The organism is Leisingera sp. SA215 (genome assembly GCF_055902035.1).
Genome location: NZ_JBVVXU010000012.1, coordinates 123,820 through 147,068, shown reverse-complemented (window position 1 = coordinate 147,068; position 23,249 = coordinate 123,820). Strand labels below are relative to the sequence as shown.

Here is a 23,249-nt window from a genome sequence, read left to right as displayed (position 1 = left end):
CCGTTCCAAACCGGGTTTGGCTTGCTGACATTACTTACGTCGATACGGACGAAGGATGGCTCTACGCCGCCGCTATCAAAGACATGGCAACACGTGAAATCGTCGGCTGGGCAATGGACGATCATCTACGATCCGAACTGTGCTGTGATGCCTTGAACATGGCCCTGGGGCGCCGTGGACCGGTTCCAGGGCTCATTCATCATTCGGATCGCGGCGTGCAATACGCAGGAGAAGAATACCGCAAATTGCTCGGGGCGGCACGCATCACGCAATCCATGAGCCGTACGGGCGAATGCCTGGATAACGCTCCAATGGAAAGTTTCTTCGCATCACTGAAAAAGGAACTGGTTCATAGGGAGCGCTTCAAAACGCGCGTCCAGGCAAAGGCGGCGATCTTCGAATACATTGAGGTCTTCTACAATCGCCAGCGGCGTCATTCCGCAATCGGCTACCTAACCCCCGCGCAAGCCTACGAAACCATGACTTGGAAAAGCGCAGCATAGGGTCAATAATCAAACTGTCCGGATATCGGGACGAACTCCAGGCATGTACGGCCCGCACCAGTCATTGATCGAAACGTCGTATGCTGCGACGCGGCTTAATCAAACCGGACGCACGCTGCAGCCCACATAATTTGGGTGTCCGCGATCGTATAGCCAGATCGTGTCGATGTTGGTGCTCAGGTGGTGAAAATTTCATCTTTGATGAACTCATTCACAAATGCGCCCAACTCTGAAATTTGGTGTCCGATAATTTCAGGAGTGGTTCGTCTTTCTACAACACGGCCTTCTAGATACTCTTCTTGCCTAAGAATCGGATCAAGCAATCCCATCGTGACAAGGTCTGCATGCGCTAATTTGAATGAAGCATCGTCATCTTTCTCAACATATACTTGTCCAGTATGATTGCCTGATACTTGCGACAACATACAGCAAGATCGGTTTCTGCCCAGTTGACGGCTTGTTCTTCTAGTCGTCGGAAGGTCGCGCTATGAACCTGAGAGTCAATGGTTCCATTGTCATGTTCGCGCAACCAAGCACCTGTTACAAGCATGTCCATTTCAAAATCGTCATGTCTGAATGGTGCCAGTAGTTTCGAACGCAAATCGGATGGGGCTCTATCAAGAAAATCAAAAACACGATGGAGATCATCGACTTTGGAAAGTTGCCGAGCCTGGTTCAAGAACATGAAACCTATAGCTGTGACACCTTCTTCTTCGACGTACTGAATGCCGTCCAACACCTCACGCAGAAAGCTGCAATCAGCGCAAGGCGCTGATTTAATTGTAAAAATTGACATTTTGCCAATTTGGATGTGTTGGAACCTTGTGAAGCCATATTTTTAAGGGTTCCAGAGGTCCAAAAAAAAGGCCCATGGCAGGGGGCGTGGCATGGCCGTGCCACGGCGTGCCACGCGAATGGCAGGGGATGGCATCGGGAAACTGGCCGGTTTCGGCAGGGGGGCCGGCTCCTTCTCCTTGGAGTCTTTTTCTTTCGCCGCCTCGGGTTTCTCCCGAAGGGGGCAACTTGTTTGCCGGTCGGCTATCCCATAGGCCGCCGGGAAGAAGATACCTTGCCCATTGCCTGGCCTGAAAAGTTACCGTTTTCCTCGCGAGATCGTCGCCTATGCGGTTTGGCTCTATCATCGATTTGCGCTCAGCACGGCGGATGTCGCGGATCGGCTTGCCGAAGCGGCGTGATCGTCCGACGGGAAACCGTGCGGAACGGGGTGAACCGGATTGGCCGCCTTTTCGCCGGTTGCATCAAGCGCGACAGGCCGGGCACCAGTGGCAAATGGCACTGGATGAAGCCGTTGTTCCGATCAATGGCGTGAAGTTCCGGCTCTGTCGGGCGGTCGACGCGGGTGGGACCGTGCAGGATATTCTCGGGCAAAAGCAACGCAAGGCGAAGGCCGCCAGCCGGTTCCTGAAGCGGCTGATCGACCGGTTTGGCGCGCCGCGGGTCGTGATCACCGGCAAGTTGCGGAGTTACATCAGGCCGATCCGCAGCTTTGCCGCGAATTCTGGTCCTCGGGCGCACAAGGGCTTCAACAATAGGATCGAAAAATCGCACCAGCTGGTCCGGAGGCGAGAAAACTCATGGGGCAGTTCAGATCACCCCAACAGGCCCTGGGATTTCTGGCCGCACATGACCAGATCAACAGGATCTTCCGTCCCCGCCGCCATCGTCTTTCCGCCACGCCCGATCCGATGCCTTCGACCTTTGGAACCGCTACGCATTCGAGATGACCGCCTGACGGGCGCGGATCAGGCCGCATTCGAACCGTCTGAGTATCCTGAATCCGACTGGTGGCGACGCGGTCTAAGCTCAGTATGCCCGTTACATCAAATCCAGCGCACGAGGAATTGCGAGTGACAGATCCGGCCAGAAGGTTGTGATCAGCATGACGGGGAATGCGACAAAGGTCATCAGACCCAGTGCGGGCATAACGGCCTGCATGATGGGTGCCCGCGTGATCTTGCAGGATAGAAACAGTGTCGGCGCCACCGGCGGGCTGTTTGCGCCAATGACAACCGAGCAACCAACGATCGCAGCGAAATGCACTGGATCGACGCCATTTGCCACCATCAACGGCAGGAACAACGGAGCAATGACGACGGTGACGGAAATGTCGTCCATCAGCGCACCCGCCACAATCAGAACCAGATTGACGATCAACAGCGCACCGATCGGGCTGGTCACGACAGATTGAATCGCCTCTGTCAGATCCTGCGGTACGCGTTCGAATGCCATGATACGTGAGATCATAAAGGAAAACAGCAGAATCAGAATGATGGTGCCAGTGGCCTCGGCCGCCTGAACGACGCTGCGCGCCAGGCGGCGTAATGTGAATTCGCGATAAATCAGCCCGCCGACAATCAAAGCCGCAACCGCTGCGACAGCGGCCGCTTCGGTCGGAGTGAAAACGCCGCCATAGATGCCGCCCAGGATGATGATCGGCAGCGACAGTGCAGGCAGCGCTTTGATCGTCACCTTACCGAAACTTTCGCGCGGCCCTGCACTCTCATCCGCGGGAAGCTCCTCGAAGGCCCGTCCAACCAAGAAGCGGTTGTAGAGGATGAGACCGATGATCAGCAGAATTGCGGGGCCAATGGTGGCTGCAAAACACGCCGCGACAGACTGGCGTGTTACCACCGCAAAGAGGATCATTGTGATGGATGGCGGGATCAGGATACCCAGCAGCGATGAAATCCCCAACAGCGCCGCGATCCGCCCCCGTGGATACCCACGCGCGACCAGCGGTTCGGTCATGATGGAACCGATGGATGCGATGGCGGCGGTCGCGGTGCCGGCAATGGCACCAAAGACGCTGGACGACAGCACCATCGCGGTGCCCATGCCGCCCTTGCCGGTCGCCAGCCGCTCGATAAAGGAAATGATGCGCTGCGCGATGCCGCCAGACTGCATCAGGTATCCCGTCAGGATGAACAGCGGCAATGCCACCAGCACCAGCGAGTTGAGCGAGCGGAAGCCTTGCAGCATCAGTGTATTCAGGTTCACGTCATAGACAAAGGTCAGATACGCCAGAACCCCTGCAAAGGACCAGGCGACAGGCAAGCCGATACCCATGAGAATGATGAGAAGTGGAAGTGCGACGAGTGCATACATTCAGGAGTGCCTCAACCTTGAGAGAGCGCCGATGAAATCGCGCAGCGCGTAGCAAAAGCACCCGACGGCTGCGAGGCCGATCGCCATTTGCGGCACCCAAAGCGGGATCTGGTAGGCGGGGGTCGTTTGCGGGCGCTTCAGCCCCCAGGAAAACATCCAATAGGCCCAGACGATAAAGAAGATGGTGATGATGATCGTCAGTGTGGCGATCAGCAGATCATGCGCAGCCTTGCGCCGCGGATCGGTGATGTTTCCCGCGATCCAGTCCACCGTCAGATGATCGCGTTTGCGCGACGCAATGACGGCGCCGGTCATGTATAGAGCAACAGCGGCAAGCATGATCAATTCATGCAGGCCAACAACGGACAGGCCGAGCAAGTAGCGGGCGACAACCAGGAAGGCCATCAAACCTGCAACGACCAGCGAGGAGGCGATCGCTACGAGATCGAGAACACCGGCGATGGCCTCGCCAATACGGGCGGCGAGGCCATTCTTGAGATCAGAGGTCTCCGGCATTGGCCCGGATTTTATTCATGATGTCTTCTCCGACACGGTCTTCCATCTGAGGCCATACCTTTTCGCGCACGGCCGCGGCCATGGCCTTCAACTCTTCATCGGTCGGCTCGATATAGGTCATGCCGGCATCCTTGGCCAGCTGGACGTAATACTGGTCGCGTTCCTTGGCCTGTTCGAATGCTTCGTTCATGACCGTATTCGCAGCATCTGCGACAGCTTTTTGCTCGTCTTCGCTTAGGGAAGCCCAGGATTCTTCATTCATCGTCATGACGCCGGTGATGAACTGCATCTTGATCTGGTTGTAGTAATCCAGCACGTCCCGGAAATATTCGTAGTCCCAATAGATGATGTTCGCGCCATCACCGTCGACGACCCCGGTCTGGATCGCCGTGAACACCTCTGACCAGTCGATGGTCGCGGTTTGGTATCCCAGAGCCTGCAACGACTCGGCCATCGGGAACATCGCCGGGACGCGAATCTTGAGATCCTTCGCTTCCTCGGCCGACATCGCGAATTTACCTCTTGAGGCGATCCCGTTGAAACCCTCAGGCCAGGGGCCAAAGAACTTGACGCCGAGATCGGCCCAGACATCGGTCAGCACCTCGTTGACCCATCCACCCGGCTGGTAGGCTTCCAGCGCCTCTTCCCAACTGGTGACCATATATGGGGTGAAAAGGACGGCAAGACGCTCGTCATATGCGGTGATCGGCCAGTTGATCATCATATCCAGGTCGCCGGCAACCAGCAGATCCAGAACCTCGGCCTGACTGCCCAATTCGTTCTGATAGAACACGTCGACCTGCACTTCGCCGTTCGTGCCTTCCTCGATCAGTGCTGCCCAGCGGTCCAGCGCATCGCCAGATGGCGAGCCTTTGGCACCTGAATCGGTGGCCAGCTTCAGCGTTGTTTCCGCCATCGCGGGCGCGGCTGATGCGAGGGCCAAGGCGGTGCCGAGGCACAGAATAGTCCTGAAGAGCATTTGCGAATTTCCCTGTCATCTAAGCGCAACGGCGCGCCGAATCCTATTGTGGCCCCAGTCTGGGCATGACTGTCCAATGCTGTCAATGTTAATTTCCGAACCGTCTTTAACCGTGCCGCCCGGACTCTTCCACCTGTTTTGAATGTTTTGGTCCTGCTTTTCGGCATAGATTTCACCGATAAGCCAGAATTGCAAAACGAAAAGGATCATGGCGGCGGGCATTTTTACATGGACAGTAGTGTCCAATGTGGGCCACAAATAAAGGACAGTAGTGTCCAATGCGAGGGCTGTGACTCACGCAATCGGAAGACACAGCGTAAATCAGGGAGAAATCCAATGCAGTCACATTACCGTGCCGTGGTGATCGGAGGGGGCGTTGTCGGCGCTTCGGTATTGTATCACCTAGCAAAATTTGGCTGGAAAGACGTCTGCCTGATCGAGCGCAACGTCCTGACCGCAGGTTCGAGCTGGCACGCGGCGGGTGGGTTTCATGCACTGAACGCAGACCCCAATATCGCATCGCTTCAGGCCTACACGATTGACCTTCTTTCAGAGATCGAAAAGGAATCAGGCCAGTCGGTCGGCATGCATATGACGGGAGGCATGACGCTTGCCGGCACGCCGGATCGGTGGGAATGGCTGCAATCGGCGTACCGCACCTTCCAATCCATCGGCATCGACGACGTGCGCCTGATCAGTCCGAAAGAAGCCGGAGAACTGAACCCGCTGGTGTCCACCCATGGCATTCTGGGCGGGATGTATGCCGAACGTGAGGGGTATGTCGATACCACGGGCACCGTGCACGCCTATGCCGGCGCCGCCAAGAAATACGGCGCCGAAGTGGTTGAACATAACCGGGTGCTGGAGTTGATCCAGACCAGTGATGGCTGGGATGTCGTGACCGAAAAAGGCACGATACATGCCGAACATGTGGTCAATGCCGGGGGGCTCTGGGCCAAGCAGGTCGGCCGCATGGCGGGAATCGAACTGCCGGTGTCACCGCTCAATCACCACTACCTGATCTCGGACACGATTCCCGAAGTTGCTGCGCTTGACAAAGAAATGCCGCTGACGGTGGACCTCGAAGGCTTTACCTATATGCGGCAGGATCAGCAGGGCATGCTGCTGGGCATCTACGAAATCGACCACGAGCACTGGATGATGGACGGTGCGCCGTGGGAATATGGATTTGAACTGCAACAGGAAGACACCGACCGGATTGAAAAGGAACTCACGCTCGGCTTTGAACGCTATCCGGCGTTGCAGAAGGTCGGCGTGAAAACCTGGGTCAATGGCGCCTTTACCTTTGCCCCTGACGGCAATCCGCTGGTTGGTCCCGTACGGGGCAAGCCCGGCTATTGGTGCGCCTGCGGCGTGATGGCAGGGTTCCTTCAGGGCGGCGGCATCGGAAAATCGCTGGCCGAATGGATGATCCACGGCGAACCTGAGGCCGATGTCTTTGGCATGGATGTGGCGCGGTTCGGCCCCTATGCCGCGAACAAGGAATACATCAAGCAGACGACCGGACAATTCTACACCCGCCGGTTCGTGATGACCTACCCCAACGAACAGCTGCCTGCTGGTCGCCCACTCAAGAAAGCCCCCGCCTATTCCGGCATGACGGCGGCAGGCTGCCGCTGGGGCGCCAGCTGGGGGCTGGAGGTGCCGCTTTACTTTGCACCCACAGCTGATTTCACCGAAGCGCCGACTCTCAAACGCTCAAACGCGCATGAGATCGTCGCGGAGGAATGCAAGGCCGTGCGGGAAGCCGCCGGCCTGCTGGACATCTCGGGGTTCTCGCGCTTTGAAGTTTCGGGCGCCGGAGCAGCAGCATGGCTCGACAAGATCATGGCCTCGAAACTGCCGGCCCCCGGTCGCGCCCGCCTTGCCCTGATGCTGTCAACCGAGGGCAAGTTGAAAGGCGACCTGACCGTGTTCAACTGGGGCGATGGCACCTGGTGGATCATGGGCAGCTATTACCTGCGCGAATGGCACATGCGCTGGTTTACCGACCATATGGGCGAAAACGTGATCCTTCGCGACATCGCCGATGCAACAGTCGGCTTCAGCCTGTCGGGCCCCAACAGCCTGAAGGTCCTGGAAAAGCTGACGGATGGCCCGATTGGCGACTTGCCGTTCATGGGCTGCGGCACCTTTGATGTCGGCCTGATCCGCGCCAAGGTCGGGCGGCTCTCGGTTTCGGGCGAATTGGGCTACGAGATCCACTGCTCGGCAGCGGAACACATCACCCTGCGCGAGACCCTGCTTGCAGCAGGTGCAGACCTTGGCATGCGCGAGGTCGGCTTCAACGCGCTGCTCAGTCTGCGGCTGGAAAAGAGTTTCGGCATCTGGGGTGCGGAATTCACCCAAGGCTATACGGCGGCGCAGACCGGCATGGATCGCTGGATCGACTGGAGCAAACCCGATTTCATCGGGCGGGATGCGGCTTTGAAAGAACGCGATGGCAATGGCCCGGAGCAGATCGTCGTGATGCTGGAAATCGACGCATCGGACGCCGATGCCAGCGGCTATGAGCCCGTCTGGAAAGACGGCGCATTGGTGGGCTTTGTCACCTCCGGCGGCTATGGTCATACGGTGGGCAAATCGCTGGCCATGGCCATGATCGACCGAGCGGCCAGCGCCGAGGGCACCGAATTGGCCGTGCATATCGTCGGCGCCGAACGTCCGGCGCGGGTGATTGCGGCCTCTCCTTATGACGCTGAAGGCAAAGGAATGCGAGGCGCAGGATGACACCCGAAACCCCGGCAGAGCCACGGGTAAGGAGGCGGCGCGGGCGCGGAGATGGCAAGCCGCCCTCCTCTAAACGCACGGTCAACTACAGCAAGCTGCGCAACCCTTTTCCCACGATGAACGTGTTCTCCGGCGACGAGATCGGGAACATGCATCAAACCGCCCTGCGCATTCTTCAGGAGCTGGGCGTCAAGGTGCTATTGCCCGAAGCGCGCAAAATTTATGCGCAGGGCGGCGCGCGCGTCGATGAAGACAACCAGATGGTTTATATCGGGCAAGATATGGTTGAGGCGGCTCTTGCCTCGGCTCCAAAGTCCATCAACTGCATGGCCGGGGCGCGGGCGCGCGACATCACCATGGAGTTGGGCTGTCTGACCTTCCAACCCGGCGCGGGCTGCCCCAACGCAACCGATCTCGAGCGCGGACGCCGGCCCGGCAGCGGCAGCGACTTTCGTGAATTGATTCAGCTCACCCACCATTTTGACGTGTTCCAAATGGTTTCGCCGCTGGTCGAACCGCAGGATATCCCGACCAACCTGCGCCACTATTTCACGGTCGAGGCGCAGCTGACCCTCACCGACAAATTCCCATTCTTCTTTTCGCGCGGCACGCCACAAGTCAGGGACAGCTTTGAAATGCTGCAAGACTTCCGCGGCCTGTCAGACGACGCGTTTCTAGCCAACCCTCACTGCTACACCATCATCAATACCAACAGCCCCCGTACGCTGGACATTCCCATGGCCCAGGGGCTGATCGACTTTGCGCGCTATGGCCAGATGCCGATCGTCACGCCGTTTACCCTGATGGGGGCCATGGCCCCGATCACCGTGGCCGGGGCCATCACGCTCAGCCATGCCGAAGTGCTGGCCGCGATCACTCTGAACCAGCTTGTCCGTCCCGGCGCACCGATCTGCTACGGCACCTTCACATCCAACGTAGACATGAAATCGGGTGCGCCCGCGCTTGGAACCCCCACCCATTTTCAGGCCAGTTTGGCGGCAGGGCAGCTTGCCCGTCTTACCGGCCTGCCATGGCGGTCGGCGGCCGGGTCCGCCTCCAATATCAACGACGTGCAGGCGGCGAATGAAAACCAGATGGGACTTTGGGGCTGTCTCATGGCGGGCGCGTCCGTGATCATCCACTCCGCTGGCTGGCTCGAAAGCGGGCTGACGGTGTCTTACGAAAAGCTTGTCACCGACGTCGAGGTTTTGAACATGATCGCCGAGCTTTGCGCGGGCAACACCGCCAGCGCTGACGAAATCGGTTTCGAGGCGGCGATCAGCGAAGTGGACCCTAGCGGGCATTTCTTTGCCACCAGCCAGACGATGGCGCGGTATGACACGGCGTTCTACGAACCCGTCGTGCATGATTACGCCAATTTCGGGACCTGGACGGAACGCGGCGCAGCTGACGCCAACACCCGCGCCACGGCGGTGTGGAAGGGCATTCTTGCCGCCGACAAGCGCCCTGATATCGACGGCGCGAAGGCCGAAGCTTTAACTGCGTTCATAGAAAAGCGCACCGCTGAGGGCGGTGCACCTCCGGAGAGCTGATATGCCGGCACGAAATACACCGCTTTTACATCGGGATGACCCGGACAAGGACCCGCTTGTCGGCCACGTAAAGGTCACACGCGAAGACTGGCTGAACGTGGCGCGCGACGTTCTCGTCAGCGAAGGCGTTGCCGAGGTCAAGGTCTTGGCGCTTGGCACCCGCCTTGAGGTGTCCCGCTCCAGTTTTTATGGCTATTTCAAAAGCCGCAAACACCTGCTCGAAGATTTGCTGGACGACTGGGAAAACCGCAACACAAGAACGATTGCCGAAAGCGTCGAGGCACCTGCCGGCTCCATAGCTGAGGCCGTTTGCAACTTCTTTCGCTGCTTTCTCGATCCTGAATTGTTTGATCACGGACTGGACTTTGCGGTCAGGGAATGGTCGCGCCGGGACGGTGCGGTGCGCCAACGCATCGACGCCGCCGATGCGGCACGTCTCAAGGCCCTCAGCGCCATGTTCGAAGGCTTCGGATACTCTGAATACGATGCCGATACCCGCGCACGCATCCTCTATTTCATGCAGCTTGGCTATCATGCGCTGGAACTGCGCGAACCAATGTCGGAACGGATCGCAAGGCTCGAAGGCTACCTGCGCGGCTTCACAGGTGTTGACCCTGATCCAAAGGCGATCGCCGATCTGCGTGATTTCGTTATCGACCTGAACAGCCGATGACACGTTATTCAGCTTTCAACCTGCTGCGCGAGGGTCTGCGCGGCCACACCGGGTGGGGCAAGGCTTGGCGGTCGGCTGCCCCCAAATCCTCTTATGATGCGGTGATTATTGGTGCCGGCGGCCACGGGTTGGCGACCGCATGCTACCTTGCCAAGACCCAAGCATTTCCCCATATGACCCTGCAAGAGTCGTGTTTTGACGATACACCCTGCGGATCGCCCGGGTCAGTTTCACTGGCGATCTCAGCTGCGAACTCTCCATTCGCCGCACCAAGGCACCCGCACTCTGGGACGCGGTGATCCGATCCGGCAGGGCACAGGGGCCGCACCGATCGGGATCGAGGCGCTTTCAATCCTGCGCGCCGAAAAGGGCTATATCATGGTCGGCAAGGACACCGATGGTGAAACCATGCCCCATGATCTGGGCTTTGGCATCCCGCGCCTGAAAAAATCCGCGGCCTTTATCGGCGACCGCAGCCTGCACTGCGACAAGGCCAATGCATTGAACCGCAAGACACTGGTCGGGCTCAGGGGTCCCCACGGGCGACACTCCTTTGCCCACCGGCGCCCATTTCGTCGAAGGCACTCCGCCCCGCTCGCTGGGCTATGTCACCTCCAGTTACGACAGTCCGACACTTGGCCATCCCCTTGCCCTCGGGCTGGTCGAAAGCGGGACGGCACGGATCGGCGAAACCATCTCGGTCTGGCATTTGGGCGAAGTTCGAAAGGCCACGATTTGCGCCCCTTGCGCTTTCGATCCCGACGGAGGACGCCTTCATGCGTGACGACAGCGAAAATTGGGACGCCCTTCAACCCTCCGGCTAGGTCCATCAGGCAAACGGCATAACTCTTGCTCCCGCCACCTTGACGCGGCAAACGCTGCTATCCGGTCCGCGTGTTCTGGCGCAGACAGAGCAGCCAATCGCCAGCTGGCCAGACATCGTGACCGCTCAGAGCTATGCATTGCCCATCCGCCGGGACCGCGTTTTGCTGGTCAACGGCTCCGCCGTGCCGGAAGGCTGGCAGGATGACATCTGTCAGGCTGTCTCAGACGCCAGCGACGCGTATTCAGTGTTCGACATCAGTGGGAAAAACGCACTGGAGGTACTGAGACGCGGCGCCGAACTGAACTTGGGTATACCCTCCAGGTCCGTCGCTCGGAGACTCTTTGAGTTTGAGGTGTTTCTCTACAGATATGAGACGGAAAACAGTTTTCGTATTCATGTTGCAAGCGGTCAATCCGAAGCATTGCTCAAATTCTTGACGGTCGCGATCGCCGCATCTTGAAGGGAGATGTCACGTTGAACAGCTGGTTCATTTCGCTTTGCATCCGGCGCTTGTCAGCGAAGGGGTCCAATGGGCTTTGATGCACAAATCGGCTGAGGCCCGTACTTTCCCTTACCCGAGACGGGCTTATCCTACGGCCCTTGCGACGGGTAAGCCACGAGCGGTGTAGAGACTGAGCGCGGCGATGCGGGTTTGCGGGTGTCATAAGCCCCGTCTGCCGTGACACTGCCGAGGTCTTGATCGGGCGGGATCTGGTCAAGCAACCCGGGCAGCATGTGCGCATTGCCAACATTGCTGCCGGTAATTTCCACCGCCCGGACTTCCAGCGTTTCTGTGTCGATCCCGATGTGTATCTTGCGCTTGATACGGCGCTTTGGGCCACCATGCTTGCGGGTTTGTCGGGAAAACAGTCCCCCGGACTGTTTTCTGATCCTCCTCACTCCACTCGCCTTCGCCTTTGGCTTTGGTGCCGGTGCTATCAATCAGGAGGTTGAGCGGGCCGGTGCCACCACGATACGGCAGGCTGACGTTCAACGTTTGTTGGCGGCGGCACAAGGTACTGAACCCCGGCACAGCCCAGTCCAACCTGATCAGCGGCAAGAGGCTCTCGACGAGCCCGGCCGTCTGCCGAAGCGGCATGCCAAACTGCACCTTCATCGTCAGGCATGTGTGGATCGCGGCATCGCTGAAGCGCTGCTGCCTACCGCGCTTGCCGCTTGGTCAGGGCGTTCAGACCATCTTAGGATCAAACCAGATCGACAGCGATCCGCGTGGTTTCACAACGTCATTGTAATCCGGCAAGTGCGTGGTCTTGTACTTCGAAGCGGCACAGCTGCTCATATCCTACAGCTATCATTCTGGATTCGTGAGGTGAATCATTGAACAGTAATTTTTGCATCAAAGCCGGCGCGGATCAGACCGCTGTCGACCGGGTGCAAATAGGTTGGCAATGCCGCTGGCACTGGTGGCCGAGGCGCCGCACGGTGAAATTGTCAGCCGGAAGCCCGCCGGGACCCCGCGGGAGACCAAGCTGCCTGCATCCAGTATACGCGGCCCTGACGGCCAGACTGATCGGCTCATACAGGATTCAATAAAAACGATTCTGACGCTGAAGTGCTGCAGGCTACGGCACCTTTGCCGCAGCCTCAGCATCCAGACGCCAGTGATGGCAACGCAGAGAAACGCAGTGATCTTGCCGCCGTTCTGCGGGCCTGCCCTGAAGTGCAAACAGACTACGCCGGCAAGCTGCGGAATTGGCAGGACGCTGACCGGATTGCCGCGACGCTGTTGCCGATGATGGGGATCGGGATGCCTGTCCGCAGCGTTGCCCGGGCCGCCATGGGCCGCGCGCCCATTTTATGACTAGACATAATAACCTAAATGAGTAGTTTAATATTGAAACAGCAGCAAAGAGAATCGGGGGAAGTCCGTGACAGGGGATTTTGTTCTGACCGGCGCACAGCTGGCGACGATGGCCAGCACAGACACGCCATATGGGCTGATTGAAGACGGTGCGGTTGCGGTTTCGGACGGCACCATCGTCTGGGCCGGGCCAAGGCAGAAATTGTCAGCTGACAATTCTGCTTGGGAGCAGCGGGATCTTGGCGGCCGGCTGGTGACGCCGGGGCTGATCGATTGCCACACCCATATCGTTTTTGGCGGCAACCGCGCGATGGAGTTCGAGATGCGTCTGAACGGCGCGTCTTATGAAGAGGTCGCACGGGCAGGGGGCGGCATCGTCTCCACCGTGAGCGCAACCCGCACCGCGTCGCTGGACGATCTGGTGCAGGACGCGCTGCCCCGTCTGGATGCGCTGATCGCCGAAGGCGCCACCGTGGTCGAGGTGAAATCCGGCTACGGGCTGGACCGCGATACCGAACTGAACATGCTGCGCGCCGCCCGCCGCCTGGGCGAGTTGCGCCCGGTGACGGTGAAAACCACCTTCCTTGGTGCCCATGCGGCGCCGGCCGAGTACAAGGGCCGCGACGACGCCTATATAGACGAGGTCTGCATTCCCGCCCTGCGCGCCGCCCATGCCGAAGGGCTGGTCGATGCGGTGGATGGATTCTGCGAGAACATCGCCTTTGCGCCGGCGCAGATCGAACGGGTGTTCAAGGCGGCGCAGGAGCTGGGCCTGCCGGTGAAACTGCACGCCGAACAGCTGAGCCATCAGGGCGGCACCGCGCTGGCGGCGCAATATGGCGCGCTGTCCGTCGATCACGTCGAATACGCAAATGAGGATGACGCCAGGGCGATGGCCGCCAGCGGCTCGGTTGCGGTGATCCTGCCGGGCGCGTTCTATACCATCCGCGAAACCCAGATGCCGCCGATCGGCCATTTCCGCACCCACGGCGTACCGATGGCGCTGGCGACCGACTGCAACCCGGGCTCTTCGCCGCTGACTTCCTTGCTGCTGACGATGAACATGGGCTGCACCCTGTTCCGGATGACCCCGGAGGAGGCGCTGGCCGGCGTCACCCGCAACGCGGCCCGGGCGCTTGGGCTCAAGGACCGCGGAACCATTTCCGCCGGTATGCGGGCCGATCTGGCGGTCTGGGACGTGGAAACGCCCGGCGAGCTTGCCTACCGCATCGGCTTCAACCCGCTTCACACCCGTATCTATGAGGGCAAACGATGATCGAAATGATCCCCGGCACAGTGAACCTGTCGACGCTGGAAGATATCTACCGCAACCTGACCCCGGCCCGGCTGGATGCCTCCGCGCGTGAGCCGGTGGAAGCCGCCGCGCAGATGGTGGCGGATGCCGCTGCCGGAGAAGATGCCGTCTATGGCATTAACACCGGTTTCGGCAAGCTGGCCTCAACCAAGATCGCGCCCGCCGACACTGCCACCCTGCAGCGCAACCTGATCCTGTCGCATTGCTGCGGCGTCGGTGAGGCGCTGCCGGAGGACAAGACCCGGCTGATGATGACGCTGAAGCTGCTGTCGATGGGGCGCGGTGCGTCCGGCGTGCGCTGGCTGGTGATTGATCAGATCGAACAGATGCTGGAACGCGGCGTGGTGCCGGTGATCCCGTCGCAGGGCTCGGTCGGCGCATCGGGCGATCTGGCACCGCTGGCGCATATGGCGGCGGCGATGATCGGAGCCGGGGAGGCCACATACGAGGGCACCCGCATGTCCAGTGCCGAAGCGCTGAAAAAGGCCGGTTTAGAGCCGATTGTGCTGGGCCCCAAGGAAGGCCTGGGACTGATCAACGGGACGCAGTTTTCGACGGCCTGCGCGCTGGCCGGTCTGTTTGACGCCTGGCGCATGGCCGAAGCGTCGATGGCGATTGCCGCGCTCAGCACCGATGCCATCATGGGCTCCACCGCGCCGCTGATCGCCGATATCCACACCCTGCGCGGCCATGCCGGGCAAATCGACGTGGCGCAGCAGATGCGCGACATCATGGCGGGCAGTGAAATCCGCGAAAGCCACCGCGAGGGCGACACCCGCGTGCAGGACCCCTACTGCATCCGCTGCCAGCCGCAGGTGGTGGGCGCCGCGCTGGACGTGTTGCGGATGGCGGCCAGGACGCTGGAGATTGAGGCCAACGCCGTTACCGACAACCCGCTGGTTCTGGTGAACGAAGGGCGCATCGTCTCGGGCGGCAACTTCCACGCCGAGTATGTGGGCTTTGCCGCCGATCAGATTGCGCTGGCCGTGGCCGAAATCGGCGCCATCGCGCAGCGCCGGGTGGCGCTGATGGTCGATCCGACCCTCAGCCACGACCTGCCGCCGTTCCTGACCCCCGATCCGGGGCTGAACTCGGGCTTCATGATTGCCGAAGTGACCACCGCGGCGCTGATGAGCGAGAACAAGCATCTGGCCAACCCCTGCGTGACCGACTCGACCCCGACCTCGGCCAACCAGGAGGACCATGTGTCGATGGCCGCCCACGGCGCGCTGCGGCTTTCAAAGATGAACGCCAACCTGTCGGTGATCCTGGGCGTTGAAATGCTTTGCGCTGCGCAAGGGGTTGAGGCCCGTGCGCCGCTGAAAACTTCCGAACGCTTGCAGGATGTGTTGGCAATGCTGCGCGGGGAGATCCCGTCGCTGGCCGAAGACCGCTATCTGGCGCCCGATATCGAGACTGCAAGTGCCATGATCCGTGCAGGCCGTGCGGCCGATGCGGCCGGGGTGAAGGTGGCCGCATGATCGAGGTTACTCAAGGATCATCACCGCTGGTGCTGGGGCTGCCCCACACCGGCACCGATGTGCCGCCGGAGATTTGGGACTGCCTCAATGAAACCGGCCGGGCGCTGGCGGATACCGACTGGCACATCCACGATCTCTATGCGGGGCTGGCCGGAGACGTCACCACCGTCCGCACCCCTATCCACCGCTATGTGATCGACGTGAACCGCGATCCCGCCGGGGTCAGCCTGTACCCCGGGCAAAACACCACCACGCTGGTGCCGCTGACCGATTTTGACGGGCAGGGGATCTGGCGCGAGGGCATGGAACCGGACGCGGCGGAAACCGGTCGCCGCCGCGACGCCTATCACGCGCCCTATCATGCTGCCCTGGCGGCGGAACTGGAGCGGGTGAAGGCGGTCCACGGCTTTGCGATCCTCTATGACTGCCATTCGATCCGGGGCGACATCCCGTTTTTGTTCGAGGGCCGGCTTCCGGATTTCAGCATCGGCACCAATCTGGGCGCGACCTGCGATGCGTCGATCGAGGCGCTGACCGCCGCCCGCTGCGACGCGGCCGAAGGCTATACCTCGGTGCTGAACGGCCGTTTCAAGGGCGGCTGGACCACGCGGCATTACGGGCGGCCCGGCGACGGGCTGCACGCGATCCAGATGGAACTGGCGCAGGCGACCTACTGCCAGGAGGCGGCGCCCTGGACCTATCTGCCGGAGCGTGCAGACCGCCTGCGCGCCCATCTCACCAAAATTCTGACTGATCTCAAAACCTGGAGGCCCTCGGCATGAGCGATCCCCGCAAGAACACCCGCGATATTTTTCCGCCCACCGGCACGGAGCTGACCGCCAAGTCCTGGATGACCGAAGCGCCGCTGCGGATGATGATGAACAACCTGCACCCCGACGTGGCGGAAAACCCGCATGAGCTGGTGGTGTACGGCGGCATCGGCCGCGCCGCGCGCACCTGGAAGGATTTCGACATGATTGTCGAGAGCCTGAAAAACCTGGAGGAAGACCAGACCCTGATGGTGCAGTCCGGCAAGCCCGTCGGCGTTTTCCAGACCCACAAGGACGCGCCCCGCGTGCTGATTGCCAACTCCAACCTTGTGCCGCATTGGGCCAACTGGGATCACTTCAACGAGCTCGATAAAAAGGGCCTGATGATGTACGGCCAGATGACGGCCGGCTCCTGGATCTACATCGGCACCCAAGGCATCGTGCAGGGCACCTATGAGACCTTTGCCGAAGCAGGCCGTCAGCATTACGGCGGCGATCTCAAAGGCAAATGGATCCTGACAGGCGGCCTTGGCGGCATGGGCGGCGCGCAGCCGCTGGCGGCTGTCTTTGCCGGTGCCTGCTGTCTGGCAGTCGAGTGCAACCCCGACAGCATCGATTTCCGCCTGCGCACCAAATACCTGGACGAGAAGGCTGAAACCCTGGACGAGGCGCTGGAGATGATCGCGCGCTGGACCGCAGCGGGCGAGGCGAAATCCGTGGGCCTTCTGGGCAACGCGGCCGATGTCTTTGCCGAGCTGGTGGAGCGCGCCAAGGCGGGCGGCATCCGGCCTGATATCGTGACGGACCAGACCTCGGCCCATGACCCGGTGAACGGATATCTGCCGCAGGGCTGGACCATGGCCGAGTGGAAGGAAAAGCGCGAGACCGACAAGAAAACGGTTGAGAAAGCCGCCCGTGCCTCGATGAAGGTGCAGGTCAAGGCGATGTGCGATTTCCACGCGATGGGCGTGCCCACGGTGGATTACGGCAACAACATCCGCCAGATGGCGCTGGAGGAAGGGCTGGAGAACGCGTTTGACTTCCCTGGTTTTGTGCCCGCCTATATCCGGCCGCTGTTCTGCCGCGGCATCGGCCCGTTCCGCTGGGCCGCCCTGTCGGGCGATCCGGAGGACATCAAGAAAACCGACGCCAAGATGAAGGAACTGTTCCCCGACAACGAAGGCCTGCACCGCTGGCTGGACATGGCGCAGGAGCGGATTGCCTTCCAGGGCCTGCCTGCGCGGATCTGCTGGATTGGCCTGGGCGACCGCCACAAGGCCGGCCTTGCGTTCAACGAGATGGTCAAGAACGGCGAGCTGAAAGCACCGGTGGTGATTGGCCGCGATCACCTGGACTCCGGTTCGGTGGCCTCGCCCAACCGGGAAACTGAATCGATGATGGACGGTTCGGACGCAGTCTCCGACTGGCCGCTGCTGAACGCGCTGCTGAACACCGCCTCGGGTGCCACCTGGGTGTCGCTGCACCACGGCGGCGGCGTCGGCATGGGCTTTTCGCAGCACTCCGGCGTGGTGATCTGCTGCGACGGCAGCGAGGACGCCGCGCGCCGCATCGGCCGGGTGCTGTGGAACGACCCGGCGACCGGCGTGATGCGCCACGCGGATGCGGGCTATGACATCGCCAAGGATTGCGCACGGGAACACGGGCTGAACCTGCCCGGCATCCTGGGGTAACCTGAAAAAGGCTGAAATCCAGAGCGGATTTCAGCCCCCGAGAATTAATGTTTCAGGGCCGTTCTTCCCGCAGAAGAGCGGCCCTTTTCAATCGCTGCGCCAATGCAGCCCGCGGGTTTGCAGCAGGCGCTGCACCCGGCCCGGATAGTCGGAACAGATCGCGTCGACGCCCAGATCGATCATCCGCTCAATGTCTTCGGGCGCGTTGGCGGTCCAGACAATCGTCACCAGCCCCAGGTCGCGGGCACGGGCCAATGATTGCGGTGTGATGTCCAGGTAGCAGGGGCACCAGAACCGCCCCCGGGCTGCGGCAACGCGATCCGGCAGGTCCAGCACTGTGCAGTCCGCCACCGGGTTCACCGCCTTGGAGGACTCCTCGCCCGCCTCATCGGTGTTCTCCTGCAGCTGGGTCAGGAAGGAGGCGGGCATTTCCGGGGCAATCCGCTGGCAGTCGGCCAGCAGATCCCAGTCGAAACTGTGCAGCACCGTGCGCGGTTGCATACGGGCGGCGCGGACCACGGAAACGACCGCTTCGACCAATGCCTGGCGCGCGGCGGTGTCGGCCAGAAGGTCCGGGTCGGATTTGATCTCCAGAAGCAGATGCACGCGCTGATGCTGCGGCTGCTGCAGCAGCGCCAGCAGATCCGCAAGGCGGGGAATGCGCAGGCCGGTCAGGAAAGCTTGATCCGGAAACTGCCGCCCATAGGCGCTGGCGCCATCCAGCCCGCCCACATCATAGGCCTGCAACTCGGCATAGCTGAGGGCCGAGATCTTGGGTTCGGCGCCTTGCAGCCAGTTGCCATTGGCATCGCGGACCATCGACCGTGTCAGATGGTGGTTGTGGGTGATCACCACCACCCCGTCGCGGGTGGCGGTGACGTCCAGTTCCAGCAGCTCCACCCCGGTGTTCAGGGCAAATTCGAAACCTTCCAGGGTGTTTTCCGGCAGCACGCCCCGGGCGCCGCGGTGGCCGACCAGCCGGATCACGCCCGGCGCGCCTGCAAAGGCAGGGATCTGGGGGAAGGCCATCAGTCTGCCAGACGTTTGCCGGAGGCGGCGTCGAACAGGTGGGTGAGTTCAGGCGTGGCCGAAAAACGGCGGATGCTGCCGATGCCGTCATCGGCATGGCCCTGAATGCTGGCGGTGAGGGCGTGCTCGGTGCCCTGCAGGCGTCCGTGGATCAATGTGTTGGCACCCAATTGCTCCAGCAGGTCCACCTGCAGCGCGATGGGACCGTTTTCGTCCGCCGTCAGGTGTTCGGGGCGCAGGCCCAGGGTTGCCGCGCCGGAATGGGCCGAGGCAACCGGCAGCACCGTGCCGCCGGGCAGGGTGGCCTGGCCGGGGTTCAGGTCAGCCGGGAAAAAGTTCATTGCCGGGCTGCCGATGAAACCGGCGACAAATACCGAGGCCGGGCGGTCATACAGCTCAATCGGGGTGCCGAACTGCTCGACATAGCCGCCGTTCAGCACCATCAGCCGGTCGCCCAGCGTCATTGCCTCGACCTGATCATGGGTCACATAGATTGAGGTCACTCCCAGCCGCTGCTGCAGCTTGCGGATCTCCAGCCGCATCTGCACCCGCAGCTTGGCGTCGAGGTTCGACAGCGGCTCGTCAAACAGGAACACCTGCGGATCGCGCACGATGGCGCGGCCCATGGCAACCCGCTGACGCTGGCCGCCCGACAGCTGCCGCGGCTTGCGGTCGAGGTATTGCCTGATCTCCAGGATCTCGGCGGCCTCCTCGACGCGTCGGTTGATCTCGTCTTTCGGCAGTTTGCGGATCTTCAGGCCGTAAGCCATGTTCTGGCGCACCGACATATGCGGGTACAGCGCGTAGTTCTGGAACACCATGGCGATGTCGCGCGCCGAAGGCTCCAGCTCGTTCACCCGGCGGCCGCCGATTGATATTTCGCCGGAGGTCACGCTTTCCAGCCCCGCCACCATCCGCAGCAGCGTGGACTTGCCGCAGCCCGAAGGGCCGACGATGACGATGAATTCGCCATCCTTGATGCCGCCTTCGACATGGTGCAGCACCTGGGTCGGGCCGTAGGATTTCACCAGATCTGTGAGTTGAATATCAGCCATTTCGGGGCGCCTTACTTATCGGTTTCCGTCAAGCCCTGCACAAAGAGCTTTTGCATTGCGATGACCACGAACACCGGCGGGATCATCGCCAGCAGGGCGGTGGTCATGATGATGTTCCACTGCGGGCTTTGCTCCGCGGCCTCCAGCATCTGCTTGATCGACATCACGATGGTGGTCATCGATGTGTCGGTGGTGACCAGCAGCGGCCAGAGGTACTGGTTCCAGCCGAAGATAAACAGGATCACGAACAGCGCCGCGATATTGGTGCGCGACAGCGGCAGCAGGATGTCGAAGAAGAACCGCAGCGGCCCGGCGCCGTCGATGCGGGCGCTCTCCAGCAGCTCATCCGGCACCGTCAGGAACACCTGGCGGAACATGAAGGTCGCGGTGGCCGAAGCGATCAGCGGGATCGACAGGCCCCAATAGCTGTTCAGCATCCCCAGATTGGCGACCACCTCGAAGGTGGGCAGGATGCGGACCTCGACCGGCAGCATCAGGGTGATGAAGATCATCCAGAAGAACCCCATGCGGAACGGGAACTTGAAATAGACGATGGCAAAGGCCGACAGCAGCGAAATGGCGATCTTGCCGGTTGAAATCATCAGCGCCATCGCCAATGAGTTCAGCAGCATCAGCCAGACCGGTGCGCCTTCGGTGCCGCTGAGGCCGGAGCCGAACAGGGTCTGCTTCATGTTTTCCAGAAAGTGGTCGCCGGGCCACAGCGGCAGCGGCGCCTGGTTCATCCGCAGCTGGTCATGGGTGGCGGCAACAAAGGTGATCCACACCGGCAGCGCGATGGCAATGACGCCAAGGATCAGCACCAGATGGGTGAGGAAGGCGGTCAGGGGGCGGTTTTCGACCATCAGTATGCCACCTTTCTTTCAACAAAGCGGAACTGGACCACGGTCATCGCGATGACCAGCACCATCAGCACAACCGACTGCGCCGCCGAGCCGCCGAGGTCGAGACCGACAAAGCCGTCGTTGAACACCTTGTAGACCAGAATGGTGGTGGAGGTGCCGGGGCCGCCCTGGGTGACGGCGTGGATGATGCCGAAGGTCTCGAAAAAGGCGTAGACCATGTTGATCACCAGCAGGAAAAACGTGGTGGGCGAAATCAGCGGGAAGATGATGGTCCAGAACCGCCGCGCCGGGCCTGCGCCGTCGATGGCGGCGGCCTCGATCACCGAATTGGGGATCGATTGCATGGCGGCGAGGTAGAACAGGAAGTTATAGGCGACCTGCTTCCACGCCGCGGCCAGGATCACCAGCGCCATCGCTTGGGAGCCGTTCAGGTAATGGTTCCAGGTGATGCCTGCGAATTCCAGGAAATAGGGGAAGATGCCTAGGGTGGGATTGAACATGAAGACCCACAGGGCACCGGCCAGAACGGGGGCGACCGCATAGGGCCAGATCAGCAGGGTCCGGTAGAACATCGCGCCGCGCACCACCCGCTGGGCAAAGCCCGCGAGGATCAGCGCTGTGCCCATCGACAGACCCGCCACCAAGAGGGAGAACACCGCGGTGCGCTGGAAACTGGCAAGGTAATGGCTGTCGGTCAGCAGCTGCTCAAAATTCTCGAACCAGACAAATTCGGTGCCAAGGCCAAAGGCGTCCTCGATCAGGAACGACTGGTACATCGCCTGGCTTGCGGGCCAGATGAAGAACACCAAAGTGATGATGATTTGCGGCGCCACCAGCAGGTAGGGCAGCAGGGAAGAAGGGAAATGCACCCGTTTGAGCATGAAGCCCCCAATCAGGAAAAGACCCAGCCGCCCATTGCAAAGGGCGGCTGGGCCGGGTCGTCAGGATGGGTTATTTGGCCGAGCGCTCAAAGCGGCGCAGCAGGTCGTTGCCGCGTTCCACGGCTGCATCCAGGGCTTCCTGTGCGGACTTCTCGCCGCCCCACAGCGCTTCCAGCTCTTCGTTGATCACATCACGGATCTGAACAAAATTGCCATAGCGGATGCCGCGGCTGTTGGCGGTAGGCGTGTTCAGGCTCAGCTGTTTGATCGCGGTGTCGGTGCCGGGGTTCTTTTCATAGAAACCCTGTTCCTTGGACAGCTCATAAGCGGCGGTGGTGATCGGCACATAGCCGGTCTCCTGGTGCCACCAGGCCTGCACTTCGGGCGAGGACAGATAGGTCATGAACTTGGCGGTGCCTTTGTACTCTTCCTCTTCATGGCCGGCCAGGACCCACAGGGTAGCGCCGCCAATGATCGAGTTCTGCGGTGCGTCAGCCACGTTGGTGTCCAGCGGCAGCATGGTCTGGCCGAATTCGAAACCGGCCTGCTCGGCGATCGAACCGTAATAGGCCGAGGAGTTCATCCACATGCCGCAGTCGCCGTTGGTGAACATCGGCAGGCTGTCGCCGCGGCGGCCGCCGTAGACAAACAGGCCTTCCTTGCCCATTTCGGCAATATCGTCCAGCCGCGCCACGACCTTGTCATTGTTGAAGGTCAGTTCGGTGTCGAAGCCGGCAAAGCCGTTTTCCTTGGTGCCGGAGGGCAGGTTGTGCCAGGCTGAGTAGTTTTCGATCATCACCCAGGACTGGTAGCCAAAGGAGACGCCGCATTTCATGCCGTTGCCGACCAGCTTCTGCGAGGCGGTGCGCACTTCGTCCCAGGTGGTGGGAACGTCGGCACCAGCGGCGTCCAGCGCGTCCTTGTTGTACCACAGAACCGGGGAGGAGCTGTTGAAGGGCATCGACAGCAGTTCCCCTTCTGGGGTCTGGTAGTAAGACACAACCGCGGGCAGGTAATCGTCGCCGTTGAAGGGTTCGCCCGCGTCCTTCATCAGTTTTTCAACCGGATAGATCGCGCCTTTGGCGGCCATCATGGTGGCGGTGCCGACCTCGAAGACCTGCACAATCTGCGGGTGTTCCTTGGCGCGGAAGGCGGCAATCGCTGCCGTCATCGTCTCGGTGTAGTTGCCCTTGTAGACGGGCACCACTTTGTAGTCGTCCTGCGTGGCGTTGAAATCTTCGGCGATCTTGTTGACGCGTTCACCGTTGGTGCCGCCCATGGCGTGCCACCACTGAATTTCGGTTTCTGCAAATGCGGTGCTGCCAGCAACGGCCAGAACGGCCGAGGCACAGAGCAAAGATTTGATCGGCATGAGCTTCTCTCCAAAGGTTGGCTATGGCGACAGCATTTGTCCG

Annotated in this window: 22 protein-coding genes and 2 pseudogenes; 11 read left to right on the top strand and 13 right to left on the bottom strand. The window is 60.8% G+C overall.

The window, feature by feature from the left end:
• Positions 1–503: IS3 family transposase (locus AC0KW6_RS14485; RefSeq protein ID WP_474035266.1), on the top strand; the 503-nt coding region annotated here is incomplete at its 5' end.
• 176 nt (positions 504–679) lie between these two features.
• On the opposite strand, the gene AC0KW6_RS14480 is transcribed toward AC0KW6_RS14485, so the two are convergent.
• Positions 680–832: a hypothetical protein gene (locus AC0KW6_RS14480; RefSeq protein WP_474035265.1), complete on the bottom strand. Its 153-nt coding sequence runs from the start codon at positions 830–832 to the stop codon at positions 680–682.
• Between the two features lie 20 nt (positions 833–852).
• A complete protein-coding gene (locus AC0KW6_RS14475; protein WP_474035264.1) occupies positions 853–1,299 on the bottom strand; it encodes a hypothetical protein in 447 nt (148 codons plus the stop codon).
• Positions 1,300–1,567: 268 nt separating this feature from the next.
• On the opposite strand from AC0KW6_RS14475, the pseudogene AC0KW6_RS14470 reads away from it, so the two are divergent.
• Positions 1,568–2,256, top strand: a pseudogene (locus tag AC0KW6_RS14470) (IS6 family transposase).
• Positions 2,257–2,339: 83 nt separating this feature from the next.
• Here AC0KW6_RS14470 and AC0KW6_RS14465 read toward each other — a convergent pair.
• From AC0KW6_RS14465 to AC0KW6_RS14450, 4 genes are read right to left on the bottom strand one after another with little or no spacing between them, the layout of a single operon-like run.
• The gene (locus tag AC0KW6_RS14465; RefSeq protein WP_323778855.1) at positions 2,340–3,629 is read right to left on the bottom strand and encodes a TRAP transporter large permease; all 1,290 of its coding nucleotides are present in this window, start codon (positions 3,627–3,629) and stop codon (positions 2,340–2,342) included.
• Complete coding sequence (locus tag AC0KW6_RS14460) at positions 3,630–4,145, bottom strand: TRAP transporter small permease (protein WP_323778853.1); 516 nt, start codon at positions 4,143–4,145, stop codon at positions 3,630–3,632.
• Positions 4,129–5,124, bottom strand: coding sequence for a TRAP transporter substrate-binding protein DctP (gene dctP, locus AC0KW6_RS14455; RefSeq protein WP_323778852.1), 996 nt, complete (start codon positions 5,122–5,124; stop codon positions 4,129–4,131). The genes AC0KW6_RS14460 and dctP overlap by 17 nt, the downstream gene beginning before the upstream one ends.
• Before the next feature lie 15 nt (positions 5,125–5,139).
• On the bottom strand, positions 5,140–5,334 hold the full coding sequence (locus tag AC0KW6_RS14450) for a hypothetical protein (protein WP_474035263.1): 195 nt from the start codon (positions 5,332–5,334) through the stop codon (positions 5,140–5,142).
• A 126-nt stretch (positions 5,335–5,460) separates the two neighbouring features.
• On the opposite strand from AC0KW6_RS14450, the gene AC0KW6_RS14445 reads away from it, so the two are divergent.
• From AC0KW6_RS14445 to AC0KW6_RS14435, 3 genes are read left to right on the top strand one after another with little or no spacing between them, the layout of a single operon-like run.
• On the top strand, positions 5,461–7,875 hold the full coding sequence (locus tag AC0KW6_RS14445) for a GcvT family protein (RefSeq protein WP_474035262.1): 2,415 nt from the start codon (positions 5,461–5,463) through the stop codon (positions 7,873–7,875).
• Positions 7,872–9,428: a trimethylamine methyltransferase family protein gene (locus AC0KW6_RS14440; protein ID WP_323778848.1), complete on the top strand. Its 1,557-nt coding sequence runs from the start codon at positions 7,872–7,874 to the stop codon at positions 9,426–9,428. The genes AC0KW6_RS14445 and AC0KW6_RS14440 overlap by 4 nt, the downstream gene beginning before the upstream one ends.
• A 1-nt stretch (position 9,429) precedes the next feature.
• Positions 9,430–10,101, top strand: a complete 672-nt coding sequence (locus AC0KW6_RS14435; protein ID WP_474035261.1) for a TetR/AcrR family transcriptional regulator — start codon at positions 9,430–9,432, stop codon at positions 10,099–10,101.
• A 348-nt stretch (positions 10,102–10,449) separates the two neighbouring features.
• Here AC0KW6_RS14435 and AC0KW6_RS14430 read toward each other — a convergent pair whose 3' ends face one another.
• Positions 10,450–10,641: a hypothetical protein gene (locus AC0KW6_RS14430; RefSeq protein WP_474035260.1), complete on the bottom strand. Its 192-nt coding sequence runs from the start codon at positions 10,639–10,641 to the stop codon at positions 10,450–10,452.
• Positions 10,642–10,654: 13 nt separating this feature from the next.
• On the opposite strand from AC0KW6_RS14430, the gene AC0KW6_RS14425 reads away from it, so the two are divergent.
• Both AC0KW6_RS14425 and AC0KW6_RS14420 read left to right on the top strand, forming a co-directional pair.
• Positions 10,655–10,885, top strand: a complete 231-nt coding sequence (locus AC0KW6_RS14425) for a glycine cleavage T C-terminal barrel domain-containing protein (RefSeq protein WP_474035259.1) — start codon at positions 10,655–10,657, stop codon at positions 10,883–10,885.
• 157 nt (positions 10,886–11,042) lie between these two features.
• Complete coding sequence (locus AC0KW6_RS14420) at positions 11,043–11,387, top strand: hypothetical protein (protein ID WP_474035258.1); 345 nt, start codon at positions 11,043–11,045, stop codon at positions 11,385–11,387.
• 191 nt (positions 11,388–11,578) lie between these two features.
• Here the strand turns inward: AC0KW6_RS14420 and AC0KW6_RS14415 are convergent.
• Positions 11,579–12,227, bottom strand: a pseudogene (locus tag AC0KW6_RS14415) (IS5 family transposase); the annotation flags it as partial.
• A gap of 631 nt (positions 12,228–12,858) precedes the next feature.
• Between AC0KW6_RS14415 and hutI the strand changes: the two are divergent.
• The 4 genes from hutI to hutU are packed head-to-tail and all read left to right on the top strand — an operon-like array spanning position 12,859 to position 18,006.
• Positions 12,859–14,025: an imidazolonepropionase gene (gene hutI, locus AC0KW6_RS14410; RefSeq protein WP_474035268.1), complete on the top strand. Its 1,167-nt coding sequence runs from the start codon at positions 12,859–12,861 to the stop codon at positions 14,023–14,025.
• Positions 14,022–15,545: a histidine ammonia-lyase gene (gene hutH / locus AC0KW6_RS14405; protein WP_474035257.1), complete on the top strand. Its 1,524-nt coding sequence runs from the start codon at positions 14,022–14,024 to the stop codon at positions 15,543–15,545. Before hutI ends, hutH begins: the two co-directional genes overlap by 4 nt.
• Entirely contained in the window at positions 15,542–16,327 is a 786-nt protein-coding gene (gene hutG, locus AC0KW6_RS14400) for an N-formylglutamate deformylase (RefSeq protein ID WP_474035256.1), read from the top strand. The genes hutH and hutG overlap by 4 nt, the downstream gene beginning before the upstream one ends.
• Positions 16,324–18,006, top strand: coding sequence for a urocanate hydratase (hutU, locus tag AC0KW6_RS14395; protein WP_474035255.1), 1,683 nt, complete (start codon positions 16,324–16,326; stop codon positions 18,004–18,006). Before hutG ends, hutU begins: the two co-directional genes overlap by 4 nt.
• An 87-nt stretch (positions 18,007–18,093) precedes the next feature.
• Here the strand turns inward: hutU and AC0KW6_RS14390 are convergent, their stop codons facing one another.
• From AC0KW6_RS14390 to ugpB, 5 genes are all read right to left on the bottom strand, one after another.
• On the bottom strand, positions 18,094–19,035 hold the full coding sequence (locus AC0KW6_RS14390; RefSeq protein WP_474035254.1) for a glycerophosphodiester phosphodiesterase family protein: 942 nt from the start codon (positions 19,033–19,035) through the stop codon (positions 18,094–18,096).
• A complete protein-coding gene (locus AC0KW6_RS14385) occupies positions 19,035–20,090 on the bottom strand; it encodes a sn-glycerol-3-phosphate import ATP-binding protein UgpC (protein ID WP_474035253.1) in 1,056 nt (351 codons plus the stop codon). Before AC0KW6_RS14385 ends, AC0KW6_RS14390 begins: the two co-directional genes overlap by 1 nt.
• 11 nt (positions 20,091–20,101) lie before the next feature.
• Positions 20,102–20,953: a sn-glycerol-3-phosphate ABC transporter permease UgpE gene (gene ugpE / locus AC0KW6_RS14380; RefSeq protein WP_474035252.1), complete on the bottom strand. Its 852-nt coding sequence runs from the start codon at positions 20,951–20,953 to the stop codon at positions 20,102–20,104.
• Positions 20,953–21,834: a sn-glycerol-3-phosphate ABC transporter permease UgpA gene (gene ugpA / locus AC0KW6_RS14375; RefSeq protein ID WP_323775453.1), complete on the bottom strand. Its 882-nt coding sequence runs from the start codon at positions 21,832–21,834 to the stop codon at positions 20,953–20,955. Before ugpA ends, ugpE begins: the two co-directional genes overlap by 1 nt.
• A gap of 70 nt (positions 21,835–21,904) precedes the next feature.
• A complete protein-coding gene (gene ugpB / locus AC0KW6_RS14370) occupies positions 21,905–23,206 on the bottom strand; it encodes a sn-glycerol-3-phosphate ABC transporter substrate-binding protein UgpB (RefSeq protein ID WP_474035251.1) in 1,302 nt (433 codons plus the stop codon).
• Positions 23,207–23,249 lie beyond the last annotated feature (43 nt).

Excerpts from the sequence above, each read along its gene's own strand:
- AC0KW6_RS14480 (WP_474035265.1), bottom strand. The coding sequence starts at position 832 with ATGGGATTGCTTGATCCGATTCTTAGGCAAGAAGAGTATCTAGAAGGC.
- AC0KW6_RS14475 (WP_474035264.1), bottom strand. The coding sequence starts at position 1,299 with ATGTCAATTTTTACAATTAAATCAGCGCCTTGCGCTGATTGCAGCTTT.
- AC0KW6_RS14465 (WP_323778855.1), bottom strand. The coding sequence starts at position 3,629 with ATGTATGCACTCGTCGCACTTCCACTTCTCATCATTCTCATGGGTATC.
- AC0KW6_RS14460 (WP_323778853.1), bottom strand. The coding sequence starts at position 4,145 with ATGCCGGAGACCTCTGATCTCAAGAATGGCCTCGCCGCCCGTATTGGC.
- dctP (WP_323778852.1), bottom strand. The coding sequence starts at position 5,124 with ATGCTCTTCAGGACTATTCTGTGCCTCGGCACCGCCTTGGCCCTCGCA.
- AC0KW6_RS14450 (WP_474035263.1), bottom strand. The coding sequence starts at position 5,334 with ATGATCCTTTTCGTTTTGCAATTCTGGCTTATCGGTGAAATCTATGCC.
- AC0KW6_RS14445 (WP_474035262.1), top strand. The coding sequence starts at position 5,461 with ATGCAGTCACATTACCGTGCCGTGGTGATCGGAGGGGGCGTTGTCGGC.
- AC0KW6_RS14440 (WP_323778848.1), top strand. The coding sequence starts at position 7,872 with ATGACACCCGAAACCCCGGCAGAGCCACGGGTAAGGAGGCGGCGCGGG.
- AC0KW6_RS14435 (WP_474035261.1), top strand. The coding sequence starts at position 9,430 with ATGCCGGCACGAAATACACCGCTTTTACATCGGGATGACCCGGACAAG.
- hutI (WP_474035268.1), top strand. The coding sequence starts at position 12,859 with ATGGCCAGCACAGACACGCCATATGGGCTGATTGAAGACGGTGCGGTT.
- hutH (WP_474035257.1), top strand. The coding sequence starts at position 14,022 with ATGATCGAAATGATCCCCGGCACAGTGAACCTGTCGACGCTGGAAGAT.
- hutG (WP_474035256.1), top strand. The coding sequence starts at position 15,542 with ATGATCGAGGTTACTCAAGGATCATCACCGCTGGTGCTGGGGCTGCCC.
- hutU (WP_474035255.1), top strand. The coding sequence starts at position 16,324 with ATGAGCGATCCCCGCAAGAACACCCGCGATATTTTTCCGCCCACCGGC.
- AC0KW6_RS14390 (WP_474035254.1), bottom strand. The coding sequence starts at position 19,035 with ATGGCCTTCCCCCAGATCCCTGCCTTTGCAGGCGCGCCGGGCGTGATC.
- AC0KW6_RS14385 (WP_474035253.1), bottom strand. The coding sequence starts at position 20,090 with ATGGCTGATATTCAACTCACAGATCTGGTGAAATCCTACGGCCCGACC.
- ugpE (WP_474035252.1), bottom strand. The coding sequence starts at position 20,953 with ATGGTCGAAAACCGCCCCCTGACCGCCTTCCTCACCCATCTGGTGCTG.
- ugpA (WP_323775453.1), bottom strand. The coding sequence starts at position 21,834 with ATGCTCAAACGGGTGCATTTCCCTTCTTCCCTGCTGCCCTACCTGCTG.
- ugpB (WP_474035251.1), bottom strand. The coding sequence starts at position 23,206 with ATGCCGATCAAATCTTTGCTCTGTGCCTCGGCCGTTCTGGCCGTTGCT.